Genomic DNA, 14753 nt, shown 5'->3' with positions numbered 1-14753 from the left:
CAGCGGGAAGGTTGTGCACGCTCCCGCAGGCTGTGGTTGTGACGGGACGTTGAGAGAGTCAGACCCGGAAGCGGTTGACCATCTTGTCGAGTTCGCTGGCCAGCTGGTTGAGGTTTTCACAGGAGGAGCGGGTCTGTTCTGCGCTATTGACGGTCTGGTCGGCGGCATTCCGCACGTTACTCAGCCGCTCGTTGACTTCCCGCGCCATGCTGGATTGCTCTTCTGTGGCACTGGCAATATTGAGGTTACGATCGTTGATCTGGCTGATGACCGTGGCAATCTGATCGAGGGCTTCGCCGGACTTGCGCGATATATCCAGCGCCTGTTTGACACTGAGATTGCTGCTGTTCATCGCGTTCATTGCCTTGTCACTGCCATTCTGCACTTCGCTGATAATGGTGGAGATTTCTCGTGTCGAGGCTTCGGTACGATGCGCTAATGAGCGTACTTCGTCAGCGACAACGGCAAACCCTCGGCCACTTTCTCCGGCCCGGGCCGACTCAATGGCGGCGTTCAGCGCCAGCAGATTGGTTTGTTCGGCAATGGCTCGAATCACATCCAGTACGGTGCCGATTTTGCCCAGCTGGCCCGCCAAAGTGGTCATCATTTCGGCGGTGGCTTCGGTCTCGCTGGTTAGCCCGGTTATGGCACTGACGATACTGTTGACGCTGGCTTGTCCGGCTCGTGACTGTTCTGCTCCGTCGACCGAGGCATCTGCAGCCAAGGCAGCATTGCTGGCAACTTCTTGAAACGCGCTGGCCATTTCTGACAGCGCAACCGCTGCCTGATCGAGGTCGGTATGCTGTTTTTGTAGGGAATTACTGGAGGTGTTGGCCTGATGGGTCAGTTCTGTAGCCGTGCCAGTCAACGCTTTGGAGGAGGTCATGATCTGACTCACGGTGTGGCGCAAGTCGGTCTGCATCCGACCCAGGGCACTGAGTAGTCGTCCTCCTTCATCGTTGCCACTGGCCTGGATGTCTTGGCTTAAATCTCCCTGGGCAATACGTTCTGCCGCTTGCATGGCAGTGGTCAAACGCTGTAGCAGTGGCCGGGTAATCGCATAGACCAGCAATACCAGCACCAGTGCACCAACGACGGTACAGATGATTGCCGTCGTCATCATTTGTTGGCGTAAACTGATCAGCGGTGCGGTGTATTCCGACACTGGCAGAGCGGCAACCAGAATCAGTTTGCCATCGTTAAAAGCCTGGTGATTGGCAATATAATCAATCCCCTCAAGCTGGAAGTGGCCGGTGGCATTACGGCCGGATTGAATCTGACTGAAGTAGTCTTGCAGGTGAGCATCTTTGGAAAAGTCGAGTTTGAGAAAATGGTTTTTATTTTCAGATGACAGCACCAGTCCATGGCTATCCAGCAGGAAATTATTACTTTCACTGTCATCATTGATTAGCCGGGAAGCAATATTTTGCAGATCGATCGGAGTATTCAGCGTGCCGACTACCTTGCCGGAACGGTTTTTGACCGGTGCTGTAATCATTAACACCGGACGGTCGGTCACCGGGGAAAGCAGGGTATGACCAATTGAGACGTCATCCGATAACAGGGTACCGACATCTTCATCCGCTCTTGAAAAGCCTTCGGATTTACCGCCAATGCCATCAACACCAAGTGTGTAGTCGCTACGCATGATAAAGACGTTTTCATAAACACCGGCGCCATCAGTCATCACCTTGCCGAGATAACGGCGTAATTGATCATGCAGCTGCGGGTCTTGCTGACCAGTGTCAGCGAAACCTGCAGCGTAGTCGACGACTGCGGGTGCATTGGCGATGATCTGGCTGATTTGTAATTGTTTCTGCAGCACTACATCAATTTGTCCGGCTTTGTCCTTAACCGTGTGCTGAATGCTGGCATGCGCGCGCGCTTCCAGGACATTACTGGCCAGGCCGGTGGCTATAAAAATCAGTACCGCCATGGCAACGCCAAGGCAGATAACAGCAGCGATAACAATTTTGGTAAACAGCCGGTTTTTGCTGGTTTCAACTGGGGCGTTCATTACTACCTCGCACGATGGTCTGATGGCTCAACAACACAAGGTCGTTTGGTCAGTTATTTCGTATTTCAGTGTAGTCACGAATCGGACGTTGTGTATCCGCTGATGGTTAAGTTACCGTCGCGCCATGATTGGCTGGGTGTGAGCAGGTCTTGTAAAGGGAAGGAGGGGGCACAATGGAGGGTTGCCAAGAAAGTCATGACTGGTGGGAGGCCAATATCCAGCCCTGTTGCGGTGCAGACAGCACCAGTGCGGCTATTTTGTCGAGCGCCAAGAGGCCATGCGCTTGAGCATGGCTTCGTTAGCATCATATAAAATAAGGGCTTCGAACATAGACTGGCGTGTTATTCGATACGGCGTCCTTGAAGTACCTTGCGTTCCGTCGTCTTTTCTTTTAGCGAATCTGCATCAATCCACAGCCGAGGTTGCGAATAGACCTTGCCTTCGCATTCGCCAGCGGTGTTATCAATGGTGTAATACCATTCGCCATCGTAATACACCTGAAAGTGATCATCCTTGTTGCGGCCAAGTGGAGTGTAATCCCCCTGGGGAAGACCCTGTTCCACACCAAAAGTTAACGCCGTACCTTCTTCAAAACTGACCGCCAGAAAGTGCTCATCCACCTGGACAGCAACGCCCGGTGTCCATTGCGGCACGACGATTTCATTCACCAGTTGTCCCTGACGCCGAATCAATTTGCCGCTGGAGATGTTTTTTTCGACCATCCTGAACTGGCGTTCGGCCTTGAACGGCGGGCAGACATAATACTGTAGCTGTTGCAGATCGGCGTTGTTAAAGCCCTCACTGAAACGCAGCTCCTGGGTAAACGGGATGTACGATTGATGGCTACAAGCAGTGAGCAATAAAAGACAGCCTGCTGAGACGATCGCTCTCATGAAAATCCTCATGTCGTAACGGTGATCTGTTCATTTTTAAACATCTGCCGCTGCCTTTCGCCAGCGTGTTGCCGGATCGGCATTAAATGCGTATGGCGGTTATTATGCCAGTCATTAGCGTGTTTTAGGCAACCGCCCCTTGTCATTATTGGTAAATCTGCCAAATCCGGGCGGCAATCAGCGCTCTTTATGCGGCGAAACGCGGTTTGTTACAGAAAATGATAGCGCTGATCTCGTAAACTGATGATGGCAAAACGGAATATAGAGTGATGGAAGAGAGGTGATTATGAAGGTTTGGGACGGTTTTATTCGTGGCTACCACTGGTTACAGGTCATGTTACTGGTGGCTTGCTGGTGGACAGCGGAAGAGGGAGAGATGGAATGGCATATGAGTCTGGCGGCATGCCTGGTTGCTCTCTGGGTGACCCGATTGGTATGGGGTGTGCTCGGATCATCGAACGCGCGTTTCAGTCATTTTGTGCAGGGGCCACAAGCGGTCACCCACTTTGCCCGTTGCCTGTTAGTGGGTAAGGGCGTGCCGCGTCATGCCGGACATAATCCACTGGGTGCGCTGATGGTGGTGGCTTTACTGCTGCTGATTGCGCTGCAGTGGATCAGTGGACTGTTTGCCACCGATGAAATTTTTACCGAAGGACCGCTGGCGAGCTGGGTCTCTGCGGATACCGCGACCTGGCTGACCCAGTGGCATCACCTGAATTTTAATCTGATCACTGGTTTGGTGGTGCTGCATATTGCGGCGGTGGTGTTGCATCAATGGCGGGGTGAGCCGCTGGTGCAGGCGATGGTAACGGGGAAACGAGACGATTTGAGGGATGTTCAGGCCCCTGTTCTGGTACCTGCATGGCGCGCCTGGGGGGTGTTTCTGCTGTTGTGGGCGGTCAGCTACTATTTGATTGTGGCTGGCTGATGGCTGCTGCTGCGTGCAGGCAGTTGGGAATGGACGGGTGTGAATAGCGGGATCAGGAGGCAGGCCTGATGGCCTGCATCCTGAGCGATGGCATAATCGGTTTTAACGATTTTTAAAGTCGGTATGACAGCTTTTACAGTTTTTGGCGGTTTCCATAAACACTGGTTTGATGGTGTCCATATTGCCGGATTGGGCGGCTGTGGCCAGCGCGCTTGAATCCTTCTGGAACTTGGTCAGCTTCTCGCGGAACAGCTCCGGTTTTTCCCATACGGCGGGTTTGGCCTTGGTTTCACCCTTGTCTGAACCAGGTACGGTAAATCCTTCCAGTGGCATTTTTGCCAGTGCGTCCAGGCTGTTGGCGCGATACTGGAATTCCACTGCATCAAAATTTTTCTTGCCTTTTACCATGTCGCCCATATGGCCGAAGTGGGTAGCGACCAGATGGAACACTGCCTGGCGGTATTCGATAGCGTCTTCAACGTCGTCATTACCATTACCGTGTGCCAATGCGCTGAAAGCGCAGCTGGATGCCAGAGAGATTGCCACGAGTTGTTTGCTGATGTGATTCATCAAGAGTCCTTCTTTTGGTTGCCGGGGTTGATTATTCGAGGGGCTTCGTTCAGGCCCCTGGGTGTAGCAGTATTGCCTGAAGGTACAGTGTACACAGGGCATTTTTACCCTGCATCAAACCGCACTGGCGTTATGTGACCGTGTTGGTGTTAAAAATGCTGCACTCTGGCGAAATTCTGGCAGGATTTTTTGAGAGGTTTTACCTTTATTGACCTTCACGGTGCTAGCCGTGTGGGATATCAGCTGAACATCGCTTCCAGAGACTGACTGGCGCGCAGGGCAGCATTGGCCTTATTGTCGAGCAGCTGCTGTGGCGGAGTATCAGCCGCTTGTTCCAGCATCTTGAGGTATGGCACATGGCCCAAAAGGGGGATGTGTTGCTGCGCCAGGACGTCGGTCAGGTATTCCAGGTTGGCCTGTTCGACATCCATGGCTGGACTCAGGCTATTGGCGACCCAGCCTGCCAGTGTCAGCCCGCGAGAGTGTATGGCTTCGACGCTGAGCAAGGCATGATTGATACATCCCAAACGTAAGCCGACCACCAGAATCACTTCCAGTGGCTGTTGCGCATCGTCACCGCCGAGTTCAACGGCGAGGTCGGCCAGTGAATGGGTGGTATTGATTGGTACCAGCCAGCCACCGGCACCTTCGATCAGTTCAAAGCTGGCATTCGCTGTTGCGAGAGAGTGGCGGCAGGCACGGGTCAGCTCATCCAACTTCAGCGGTCGTTGTTCTTGCCGGGCGGCGATATGGGGTGCGATCGCGGCCTCAAATGCAAACGGATTATGGATGGCATAGGGCTGCTCGACATTACTGAAGCGTTGCAGCAACAGTGCATCGTCGTTACGCAGTTGGCCGGGGTGCTGTGCGTTGCCATCTGTTATGCGCTCGCATCCGGCCGCGACTGGCTTTAACCCAAAGGTCTGATAGCCCGCCCGGCCAGCGGCTGCCAGCAGCGCGGCGGAGATCAGTGTCTTGCCAGCATCGGTATCGGTTCCGGTAATAAATACGCGGCGGTTAGGCAGAGCGGGGGCAACAGGCGTCATGGGTCTTATCCGTGGTCGGGTTTGGTCGCTAATATCCAGCAGAGCTGGTAGCTCAACGGGCATTGGCCGTTGGCATCTTTGGGGTAGTGTTGATCAAACAGTCGGATCAGCTGGCGTCCGGCCAATCCTGGACGGCGGCCACTGTTGACGTTCGTCGCACCAATCGCTTTTAACCCCTGTAACAGGCTGAGGCTATCCGGGTAGTGTTCCTGATAGCTGGCCTGCTGCTGCAGCTGAATATCAAAACCGGCCTGTTGCAGCGCAATGCTCAGCTCCTCGGCACTGGCAAAGCGGTTGATATGGCGGAAGTGATCTATCTGCTGCCAGGTGGCGGCAATTTCACGGTGGGTGCCGGGCAACAGCGTGGCAATGGCAAGGGTTGCGCCAGGAGCCAGTACCCGATACCACTCTGCCAGAGTCTGTTGCGGGGCTTCGCTCCATTGCAGCATCAGGCTGGAAATCGCCCCGCAGGGGGACTGTTGGTTAACGTCGGGGGCAGCATCGATTGTGCTGTCGATCGTAGTATCGGAGCGACGGCCAGCCGCCAGCGGTAGCTGATCGGCATCCGCCAGCAACAGGGTACGGGAACACAGTGGTTGAGAAGACGATCCTGGCGCTGACAGCGGACGTCGGGCTGCCACCTCCAGCATTCCGGCGGCCATATCAATCGCGGTGATGTGTTGCGCTCCCATGGCGGCCAGTGGTTCGAGGGCGGCACCAGTGCCGCAACCGATATCGAGCCAGTGGCCGTACAGACCGTCTGGCAGGTGCTGCTGCAAGCGCTGCAGTAATTGCTGTTGTGCCCATTGCTGTACCGTGGCGGCCTGATCATAACTGCGCGCCGCACGGCTGAACTGCTGTCCGACCTGGCGTTTGTCGCGCATCGGGAGTGGATTCATGGCTGCTTCCCGGCGCTGGCGTTTATCAGTTCGAGCAAGGCGCGTTGCAACAGGGGAATAGTGGCTTGCTCCAGCAACAGGGCGTGGCTGCTGCCACAAGATGGTATCGTTGACAGTGCTGCGCTGGATGTCAGTCCGGCCGGATGCAACGCGTCATGTTGGCCGTACCAGGCCAGTCGTAAGATGTCAGCGTGTTGGTTGTTGAGCTGGCGGTCGTCGAGTTGATATTGAGTCAGCCAGTCCAGCGAGGTGGCCAGCAGCGGCGCATGTTGCTCAGTTAATTGCTGGCTGGACAAGGCCGCGATGCAAGCTCGTGGTTGTTCCGCTCCCTGGCAGCACAAGGCGAGGAAACGTTTCAGTGTTTTGGCGGGGAAGCGCTCAAAGCCGTTACGAAAAGCGCTGAATGTGGCTTCATCCATCCCTTGTTGCGAGGTGTCTGACTGGCGGAGAAAACGGCTGCCAGTGGCGAGGGTGCACAGCGCCCGTGGCTGAATTCTGCTCGTGATATCGGCCGCTGCCTGGCTCTGTATATCGTGAGAAAGCCGGTCATGAGAAAGCGTGGCATGGGCCAGTGCTCCTCCCAACGACCAGCCGACCCAGAGCGCATCAGCGCTGGCGGTCTGACGTAACAGTGTGACAGCATCGTTGAAAGTGGGGGTCTGCCCGGATTGAGTCAGACACTGATAGAACGCCCGATAGTCGAGGCCCAGATGCCTGCCCGGCAGAGCGGCCAGCAAGGGTTCGAAGATAGTCGCCGTGAAGCTCCAGCCGGGCAGCCAGTACCACAGCGGCTCGGACCTTGAGGCGGTGTGGGCATTCAGTGGCACCCAGAAATCGGCCTGGCTCACAGGGTGCTTCCCTGTGACGGCAGCGCGTTGTCAGTAGCGCTGCGCAACGACTCCGGGATCAGTTCATCCAGCGCAGAGAGTAGTGTGTCGATCTGCTCGGTGGCATGGGCGGCGGTCAGGGTGATTCGTAAACGGCTGCTGCCATCCGGCACGGTGGGAGGGCGAATCGCCGTGACCCATAAGCCACGCCGCTGCAATTCAGCGCTGATGGCCATGGCAGCGGCTTCGTCGCCGATCATCAAGGGCTGAATCGGTGATACCGATGGCATCAACTGTAGCCCGAGTTGGCTGGCCTGCTGGCGAAAATAGCGAATATGCTGATTGAGGGTTTGCCGCAGAGCATCATCTTGCAGACGTTCGAGGTTCGACAGCATGGCCTCGGCAACGGCGGGAGGCAGGGCGGTGGTGTAAATGTAGGGGCGGGCAAACTGCACCAGATAGTCGATCAGGTTTTGATCTCCGGCGACGAAGGCGCCAAAGCCGCCGAGGCCCTTGCCCAGCGTGCCGATATAAACCGGCAGTTGTGCGGCGCCGAGATCAAAGGCCGAACGGACACCTGCACCATGGGTACCGATAACGCCCAAGCCGTGGGCATCATCCACCATCAACAACGCTTGTTGCTGCTGGCAGATCTGACTGAGCCTGGCGACATCCGCCAGATCGCCATCCATACTGAAAATGCTGTCACTGACCACCAGTGTCAGTGCTTGAGTGTTTTGGGGCTGTTGTTGACGTTGTTGGAGTTGTTGCTGGCGATGTTCCAGCCGTTGTTGCAGCTGGGCGTAATCGAGATGGCGATAACGTAAGAAATCGGCTCGACTGAGCAAGGCACCGTCGATCAGGGAGGCATGGTTCAGCTTGTCTTGCAGGATCAGATCACCGCGCTGGGTCAAGGCATTGATACAGCCGACATTGGCCATATAACCGGTCGAAAACAACAAGGCTGCCGGATACCCGGTGTGTTTGGCTAACGCCTGTTCCAATTCCTCGTGGGCGCTTGAATGCCCGCAGACCAGGTGTGATGCACCGCTGCCCAGACCCCAGCGCTGGGCACTGTGGGCCAGTGCTGCTGCGCCACTGGCGGCCAGGCCGAGGTAATCATTGCTGCAAAAATTGATCAGTTGCTGGCCGTCCCGCTCAACCAGCGGCCCTTGCTGGCTGCTCAGGGTTGAGCGCTGACGCCATTGATTGAGATTGCGGCGCTGTTGGCTGGCGTCATTCAGGCGTTGTTGCCAGGGCGTAGAGCAGGAACTGGGCATGGTAACGGGGTCGACCTGTGGTTGTATTCGTATCAGTGAGTGGGCAGTACTTGGCTGCTTGACAATAAGACGGTGGCGGAACAGGTCAATACGGTCAGCAAGTTTTGGTTTACTAATGGTGAGGGTGGCTCCGGCTGTTTAGCAAAAAGGCTGAAATAGCGCCGCCAGGGCGGTTTGTCAGTGGGTTGTAGCGGAGTTGAAGACTGAAATCCGTTAACCTTTGTTTTGTTGATTTTTTTGAGAGCGAATGATGACAGGTCATGACCACCAAGCCGCCAAACCCTGGTCTGAATCGGCATTGACCGATACCGAGTTTGATCGCCACCATTTATGGCACCCCTATAGCTCGATGACCACACCGTCACCGGTGTGGCAAGTGGCGTCGGCCAGTGGGGTGCGCTTGCGCTTGCGTGACGGCCGTGAATTGATCGACGGCATGGCATCCTGGTGGTGTGCGGTACATGGCTACAATCATCCGCGCCTCAATCAGGCCGCGACCGAGCAGCTGGATAGCATGGCTCATGTGATGTTTGGTGGTTTGACCCATGGGCCTGCGATTGCCTTGGGGCGACGGCTGGTGGCACTGACACCACCAGGGCTGGACAAGGTGTTTCTGGCCGATTCTGGTTCGGTGGCGGTCGAAGTTGCGATGAAAATGGCGATTCAGTACCAGCAGGCTCGGGGCAAGCCGGAGAAGCAGCGATTACTGGCACTGCAGCGCGGTTATCACGGCGACACCATGGGCGCGATGTCAGTCTGTGATCCACAGCGGGGTATGCATCATCTGTTTGCCGGTGTTTTGACGGCGCAGCATTTTGTTCGTGAACCTCAGGCGGTTTTCCCCCGAACTGGGCCACTTCAGCACGAGCCACTTCAGCACGACCAACCCCGGGACGACTCGATACTGGCTGCGGATATCGCCGCACTGCGTCAGGCGCTGGCGTTACACCACCAGCACCTGGCGGCGCTGATTCTTGAACCTGTGGTGCAGGGTGCTGGCGGTATGCGCTTTTACCATCCGGACTATCTGCGGGCTGCCCGGCGCCTGTGTGATGAGTTTGATGTGTTATTGATTGCCGATGAAATTGCCACCGGTTTTGGCCGTACCGGCAAGCTGTTTGCCTGTGAACACGCCGCTATCACACCGGACATCCTCTGCCTTGGCAAGGCGCTTACCGGTGGTTATATGACCTTGTCAGCGACGCTGGCGACGACCTTGGTGGCGGAAACCATCAGTCAGGGAGACGCCGGTTGTTTTATGCACGGGCCAACCTTTATGGGAAATCCGCTGGCGTGTCGAGTGGCGTGTGAAAGCATCGACCTGTTGCTGGAATCCGACTGGCAAACTCAGGTGCAGCGTATCGAACAGCAGCTGGAGCAAGGGCTGACGCCACTCAGGGGTCAGGCGGGCATCAAGGATGTGCGGGTATTGGGCGCGATTGGTGTGGTGCAACTGGAACAGGCGGCTAATGTGGCCGAGCTGCAGCCGTTATGTGTGGCACAGGGAATCTGGGTACGCCCGTTTGCCGATTGCGTTTACGTGATGCCGCCCTTTGTGATGAACAACGACGATCTCGCCACCCTGACGACAGGTATACAAACTGCCTTGGGGCAGTATCTTGCCGCTGAATAATGGCCAAGTGTAAGGTGTGGTGCCTGTCATGTGGTGCCCGTTATTTATTGTTCCAGTAAATAGGCCATCAACGCACGGAGCTTGGCCGGTTTTACCGGCTTGTTCAGTCGGGTTGCCCCCAGGCGCGTGATTTCCTGGCGGATGTTGTCGCTGCGGTCGGCAGTGATCACGATCAGCGGAGTTGTTAAAACATCGGAATCCTCGGTCGCCAGCGCACGAATCACGACAGTGCCGGTTTCATTATGGTCGAGGTGGTAATCGGCCAGCACAATATCCGGGCGAAAGTGGTACCAGGCATCCTGGGCGACTTCACCATTACTGGCGGTAATCACGTTACAGCCCCAGGCTTGCAGCAGGCTTTTCATGCTGAGGCGGATGGTTTCTTCGTTATCAATCACCAGTACGCGCACGTGGTCAAGCCGAGCACTGGTCGCCAGTCCTGCGGGCACCGTATCCGCCCGGTCGGCACAGAGACTGCTGACCTGATCATCCGGATGAGCCAGCGGCACGGTGACAGAGAAGCAGCTACCGACCCCGACACGGGAGTGGATCGCCACCGGGTGATCCATCATGCGGGCAATCCGCTCGACAATGGCGAGGCCAAGACCAACGCCCTTGCTGCGTCCCTGGTTGGCATTATCGAGCTGGCGAAACTCACGAAAAATCTCGCTACGCTGGTGTTCGGCAATACCGGGGCCGGAATCACAGACCATCAATTGCAGCTGTTCACCACGCCGACGACAGCCAATCAAGACTCTGCCAGCCGGGGTGTAGCGAATGGCGTTACTGACGAAGTTACGCAAAATGCGCATCAGCAGGCGGGAGTCACTGCGAATACGCAGGCGGCTTTGCACCATGTGTAATGCCAGGCTGGCTTGCTGGGCCTGGGGCTGAAATTCACTGTAGAGCGTGTTAAACAAATCGCTGACGGCAAATTCTTCATTGTCGGGAGTGACGGCATTGGCATCAAGCCGGGAAATATCGAGTAAATCGGCCAGCAGTTCTTCTGCGCCGGTCAGCGCGGTATGGATACGTTCAACCAGAATCTGATTGTCGCTATCGAGCGGGCGTTCTTGCAGTGTGGCTACCAGCAAGCGGGCGGCATTCATCGGCTGCAACAGATCGTGGCTGGCGGCGGCGAGGTATTTGTCCTTGCTGGCGTTGGCGGCTTCGGCTTCTTGTTTGGCGGCTTGCAACTCACGGGTACGGATTTCGACGCGCTGTTCCAGTTCGTTGTTAATGCGGGCCATGGCAGCCTGGGCGCGTTTACGTTCGGTGATGTCGTGAACAAACACTTCGATCAGCCCTTGTTCACGGTCTTTCAGCAGTACGTTGATGGACACCGGCAGTGGCTCCATCCCCAGTTTGCGTTTGAAGCGGGTTTCAAACGACTGTTGCGGGCCGAGCTGATTGACGCGCAGCATCAGCTGATCGAGATCGTCGGGATCGTAGAACAGGTCGTTACGCAACGAGGTGACGGAAAAGCGGAATTCGTTGGCGTCGCGGTAACCGCACATACGGGCGATGGCCGGGTTGGCACCACTGATGCCGCCGCTGGCTCTGGCCTGGAAGATGCCATGCAGGGCGTTTTCGAACAGCCATTGGTAGCGTTCTTTCTCGCTTTCCAGCTCGTCGATTTTTTGCAGCAGTTCCGGGTAGTAGCTTTTGCGCGCTGAGAAAGCACCCAGGCCGATCAGGTTCTGGATCAGCGCCTGGTCTTCGGCATTGTGTTCGTTATTGTGTTCGTTATTGTGTTTGTTACTGCTGTTCAGGCTGTTGCTCAAGCCGTTGTTCTGGTTTGTGTCTGAGCCGGAGACGTGGGGATGGTCATAACGCTTCCTCATAGACCACCTCTACATCACGTTGATTGGATTTGCGCGGGTTGGTCAGAATGCAAGGGTCGGTCAGTGCCTTGCCAGACAGTTCTGGAATATCCGCCAGGCTGACGCCGGATTGACCCAGACTCTGGGTCAGACCCACCCGAGCCTTGAGCTGACTGATATTGTCGACCAGCTGACGACGCAACTGGGCATTGCTTCTGCCCTTGGTCTGGATGCCGAGGGTGTCTGCGACAACGCGGAAACGGTCTTCCGCATGACTGTAATTATAGTCGATCACCCGTTCGACCAGAATGGCATTGCAGAGACCGTGCGGCAGGTCGAGATAGCCTCCCAGGCTGTGCGACATGGCGTGTACGGCACCGAGAATGGCATTAGAAAACGCCAGTCCAGCCTTGAGTGAGGCCAGCATCAACTGTTCGCGCAGGGCAATATCGGCAGGATTATCGACCAGGGCTGGCAGGTTACCGGAGACCAGCCGGATGGCTTCCAGCGCGTGCATATCGGTCAGTGGGCCGCTGGCGGTGGAGACAAAGGCTTCGATGGCATGCACCATGGCATCAATGCCGGTGCAAGCGGTCAGGAAAGGGGTCATCGTCAGGGTAGTTTCCGGGTCAATCAAGGAGACATCCGGCACCACCGCTTTGCTGATGATGGAGATTTTCATCCGACTGTCCTGATCGGAAATAATCGCGAACTGGGACACGTCTGCCGAGGTTCCGGCGGTGGTCGGGATAAAAATCAATGGCGGAATCGGCGAATGAATCCGGTCGACGCCTTCAAACGTGAGGATGTGCTGGCGATTGGCCGAGACAATCCCGATGCCTTTGGCGCAGTCCATCGGGCTGCCACCGCCGACGGCAACGATCAGGTTACAGCCTTCTTCGTTGTAAAACGCAGCACCTGCCATGACTTCTTCGGCTCTCGGGTTGGGGCTGACGGCAGAAAAAATCCGGTAGTCGATGTCCATTTCCTGCAGGCTGTCCTGCACGTCGGCAACCCATCCAGCGGCAATCACGCCAGGATCTGTGACGATCAACACCCGTTGTGCGCCAAAATTTCTGGCAAAATTACCCACGGTTTTGCGGGCACCGACACCAAAGATGATTTCCGGCGCGACAAATTTTCTCAGGTTGGAAATGGAGTCAGACATAGCTAAATGGTCCCGAAGCACACAACAGAGTGCGTCATTATTCTTGTAATAATAGAAAACAGTAAACCGGTTCCTTACCTGAGGTAAAGACTACGATAGCGTCGGGTATCTAGTGCCAAGGGGTTAGTCGGGCGGTAGATTCTTGCTGTTGCGCAGTGGCTATTGCCATTATTTTTCCAGAACGTCTGACAGTTAATTACCCGCCAAAGAGACAGACTGTGTCAACCGCGGCCACCACCACTGTCCTCACGGGTACGATTGCCAAATATAGAATATTGTCGACTCCATCACAAAGAAGCTTTTTAACAGGCATGTCGGGGCAAACAGGTGTCAACCAATGTCGGTCGACTGCGTTGACAACAGAAATACCCTGATAAGGAGTCTGTTGTATGAAAGCACGTCTACAGGGGACATCTATTTAATCCTGCACGGCTCTGCGCGAGTGTTGCCGTTGTTCAGGGCAAGGCGACGAATGCAGCGAAATGACGCGTCCTTTTCAAATTCGTCAACACCGCACTGGACGGCGGCAACCCGCGCCCTTCGGGGGCTGCCGGATGATCTCGACTCGGTGTCGCCGACTTTTGACTTGACCCGTCAGGCCTGCAAGTCGGCTTCGTGATTCGAAACCATCCGGTGGCCCAGAGTGAGCACCGGATTAAATAGATGTCCCCTACAGTTTACTGCTGTTGTTTTTTCTTTGCTGCTCAGCGCTTGTGGCGGTTCTTCTGGCGCCGACAGTAATAGTGGCTCAAGCGGCGATGGTGGCGATGGTGGCGATTCTTCCGGCATCACCCCGCTGCTGGAGGATACCAACCCGACCTTGAGCAGCGCCAGTTACGATGGTGAGAATACGGAGCTTGCACATAATACCCTGGTACAAGCTTCGATCATTTATGATGAAGAAATTGACTACGATGAACCGGACCATCATTACTATCTTCATACCGCCCCGGCCAGCGGTTATATCAGTGTGATCCTGCATAGTGAGTTTCTACAAGGCAGTTCTGGCGATATTGCGCTTGAGGTGGTGGAATATAACGCTCAACCAGCAGGTGACTTGTCATTTGAGTGGAGTGGTAATCAAGTGATTATATTTCCGGTCAGTGCTGGCTTGACATACCGTATTGCCATTTATCCCAATGTGACTTATGAGGATGAAGACGATGATAGCTATGACGAAGGCCAGGTCGACTATCAACTGACACTGTCCAGTGTCAGTCGTCACTTGTTGGATATGAGCAGTACCGAGCATCTGGCTCTGGTGTTCTCAGACATTATGATCACGGACTGTGATGACGACAGTCACCCGATGAGCCTCGGTTACGATTACGCACCTTTTGTCATTGATCTGGATGCTGGCCATTTTGTCGGTGACCACTGGGGTTACTGGCAAATGCCTGAACCTCAGCCTGTCAGCCAGTCTGGCGATCTAATCCAGTTCAGTGCCGACTATCGCGTGCTTATGAACGAACTCTTCAACTTAGACAATACTCTGACAGCGCAAATCAATCTGTCTGACAATCGTTTTACTGGCGTCAGCAACTCCACGGCCAATGTCAGTTACAACGGTAATGTCATCAGCAGCGAATGCCAGAGCTATCATTACGACGGTGAAGTGTTCTGGTTATTGTAACTGGCCTGGCCGTTCTTACGTGTGCTGTCCTTACGT

Annotated in this window: 13 protein-coding genes; 4 read left to right on the top strand and 9 right to left on the bottom strand. The window is 55.4% G+C overall.

Annotation, left to right across the window (positions count from 1 at the left end):
* Positions 1-58 precede the first annotated feature (58 nt).
* Positions 59-2017 carry a methyl-accepting chemotaxis protein gene (locus WG929_RS15110; protein WP_416206735.1) on the bottom strand — a complete coding sequence of 653 codons (1959 nt, stop codon included), beginning with the start codon at positions 2015-2017 and terminating at the stop codon, positions 59-61.
* Between the two features lie 341 nt (positions 2018-2358).
* Entirely contained in the window at positions 2359-2910 is a 552-nt protein-coding gene (locus WG929_RS15105) for a hypothetical protein (RefSeq protein WP_416206734.1), read from the bottom strand.
* Positions 2911-3196: 286 nt separating this feature from the next.
* Here WG929_RS15105 and WG929_RS15100 point away from each other — a divergent pair, with 286 nt between their 5' ends.
* Positions 3197-3838, top strand: coding sequence for a cytochrome b/b6 domain-containing protein (locus WG929_RS15100; protein ID WP_416206733.1), 642 nt, complete (start codon positions 3197-3199; stop codon positions 3836-3838).
* 102 nt (positions 3839-3940) lie between these two features.
* Here the strand turns inward: WG929_RS15100 and WG929_RS15095 are convergent, their stop codons facing one another.
* The 5 genes from WG929_RS15095 to bioF all read right to left on the bottom strand — a co-directional run bounded on the left by WG929_RS15095 (position 3941) and on the right by bioF (position 8460).
* On the bottom strand, positions 3941-4408 hold the full coding sequence (locus WG929_RS15095) for a c-type cytochrome (RefSeq protein ID WP_416206732.1): 468 nt from the start codon (positions 4406-4408) through the stop codon (positions 3941-3943).
* A gap of 239 nt (positions 4409-4647) precedes the next feature.
* Complete coding sequence (gene bioD, locus WG929_RS15090) at positions 4648-5454, bottom strand: dethiobiotin synthase (protein WP_416206731.1); 807 nt, start codon at positions 5452-5454, stop codon at positions 4648-4650.
* A gap of 5 nt (positions 5455-5459) precedes the next feature.
* Positions 5460-6353, bottom strand: a complete 894-nt coding sequence (locus tag WG929_RS15085; RefSeq protein WP_416206730.1) for a methyltransferase domain-containing protein — start codon at positions 6351-6353, stop codon at positions 5460-5462.
* A complete protein-coding gene (locus WG929_RS15080; protein WP_416206729.1) occupies positions 6350-7201 on the bottom strand; it encodes an alpha/beta hydrolase family protein in 852 nt (283 codons plus the stop codon). Before WG929_RS15080 ends, WG929_RS15085 begins: the two co-directional genes overlap by 4 nt.
* A complete protein-coding gene (gene bioF / locus WG929_RS15075; RefSeq protein ID WP_416206728.1) occupies positions 7198-8460 on the bottom strand; it encodes an 8-amino-7-oxononanoate synthase in 1263 nt (420 codons plus the stop codon). The genes WG929_RS15080 and bioF overlap by 4 nt, the downstream gene beginning before the upstream one ends.
* Positions 8461-8707: 247 nt before the next feature.
* Between bioF and bioA the strand changes: the two genes are divergently transcribed.
* The gene (gene bioA, locus WG929_RS15070) at positions 8708-10093 is read left to right on the top strand and encodes an adenosylmethionine--8-amino-7-oxononanoate transaminase (RefSeq protein WP_416206727.1); all 1386 of its coding nucleotides are present in this window, start codon (positions 8708-8710) and stop codon (positions 10091-10093) included.
* Between the two features lie 44 nt (positions 10094-10137).
* Here bioA and WG929_RS15065 read toward each other — a convergent pair whose 3' ends face one another.
* Together WG929_RS15065 and ercA are read right to left on the bottom strand one after the other, a co-directional pair.
* The gene (locus WG929_RS15065; RefSeq protein ID WP_416206726.1) at positions 10138-11937 is read right to left on the bottom strand and encodes a PAS domain-containing hybrid sensor histidine kinase/response regulator; all 1800 of its coding nucleotides are present in this window, start codon (positions 11935-11937) and stop codon (positions 10138-10140) included.
* Complete coding sequence (ercA, locus tag WG929_RS15060; protein ID WP_369857644.1) at positions 11921-13084, bottom strand: alcohol dehydrogenase-like regulatory protein ErcA; 1164 nt, start codon at positions 13082-13084, stop codon at positions 11921-11923. The genes WG929_RS15065 and ercA overlap by 17 nt, the downstream gene beginning before the upstream one ends.
* Before the next feature lie 472 nt (positions 13085-13556).
* On the opposite strand from ercA, the gene WG929_RS15055 reads away from it, so the two are divergent.
* Together WG929_RS15055 and WG929_RS15050 are read left to right on the top strand one after the other, a co-directional pair.
* Positions 13557-13703 (top strand): hypothetical protein, encoded by a 147-nt coding sequence (locus WG929_RS15055; protein WP_416204887.1) that lies wholly within the window; start codon positions 13557-13559, stop codon positions 13701-13703.
* A 78-nt stretch (positions 13704-13781) separates the two neighbouring features.
* On the top strand, positions 13782-14717 hold the full coding sequence (locus WG929_RS15050; protein WP_416206725.1) for a hypothetical protein: 936 nt from the start codon (positions 13782-13784) through the stop codon (positions 14715-14717).
* Positions 14718-14753 lie beyond the last annotated feature (36 nt).

This window comes from Oceanobacter antarcticus (assembly GCF_044962685.1).
In the GTDB taxonomy this organism is placed as follows: domain Bacteria; phylum Pseudomonadota; class Gammaproteobacteria; order Pseudomonadales; family Oceanobacteraceae; genus Oceanobacter; species Oceanobacter antarcticus.
The sequence above is the reverse complement of the archived record's forward strand: the minus strand, read 5'-3'. Positions and strand labels throughout refer to the sequence as shown.

What these genes read in the sequence shown, in the direction of transcription:
- WG929_RS15100 (WP_416206733.1), top strand. Translation starts at nt 3,197, where the DNA reads ATGAAGGTTTGGGACGGTTTTATTCGTGGCTACCACTGGTTACAGGTC.
- WG929_RS15110 (WP_416206735.1), bottom strand. Translation starts at nt 2,017, where the DNA reads ATGAACGCCCCAGTTGAAACCAGCAAAAACCGGCTGTTTACCAAAATT.
- WG929_RS15105 (WP_416206734.1), bottom strand. Translation starts at nt 2,910, where the DNA reads ATGAGAGCGATCGTCTCAGCAGGCTGTCTTTTATTGCTCACTGCTTGT.
- bioF (WP_416206728.1), bottom strand. Translation starts at nt 8,460, where the DNA reads ATGCCCAGTTCCTGCTCTACGCCCTGGCAACAACGCCTGAATGACGCC.
- WG929_RS15095 (WP_416206732.1), bottom strand. Translation starts at nt 4,408, where the DNA reads ATGAATCACATCAGCAAACAACTCGTGGCAATCTCTCTGGCATCCAGC.
- WG929_RS15055 (WP_416204887.1), top strand. Translation starts at nt 13,557, where the DNA reads ATGCAGCGAAATGACGCGTCCTTTTCAAATTCGTCAACACCGCACTGG.
- WG929_RS15085 (WP_416206730.1), bottom strand. Translation starts at nt 6,353, where the DNA reads ATGAATCCACTCCCGATGCGCGACAAACGCCAGGTCGGACAGCAGTTC.
- ercA (WP_369857644.1), bottom strand. Translation starts at nt 13,084, where the DNA reads ATGTCTGACTCCATTTCCAACCTGAGAAAATTTGTCGCGCCGGAAATC.
- bioD (WP_416206731.1), bottom strand. Translation starts at nt 5,454, where the DNA reads ATGACGCCTGTTGCCCCCGCTCTGCCTAACCGCCGCGTATTTATTACC.
- bioA (WP_416206727.1), top strand. Translation starts at nt 8,708, where the DNA reads ATGATGACAGGTCATGACCACCAAGCCGCCAAACCCTGGTCTGAATCG.
- WG929_RS15065 (WP_416206726.1), bottom strand. Translation starts at nt 11,937, where the DNA reads ATGAGGAAGCGTTATGACCATCCCCACGTCTCCGGCTCAGACACAAAC.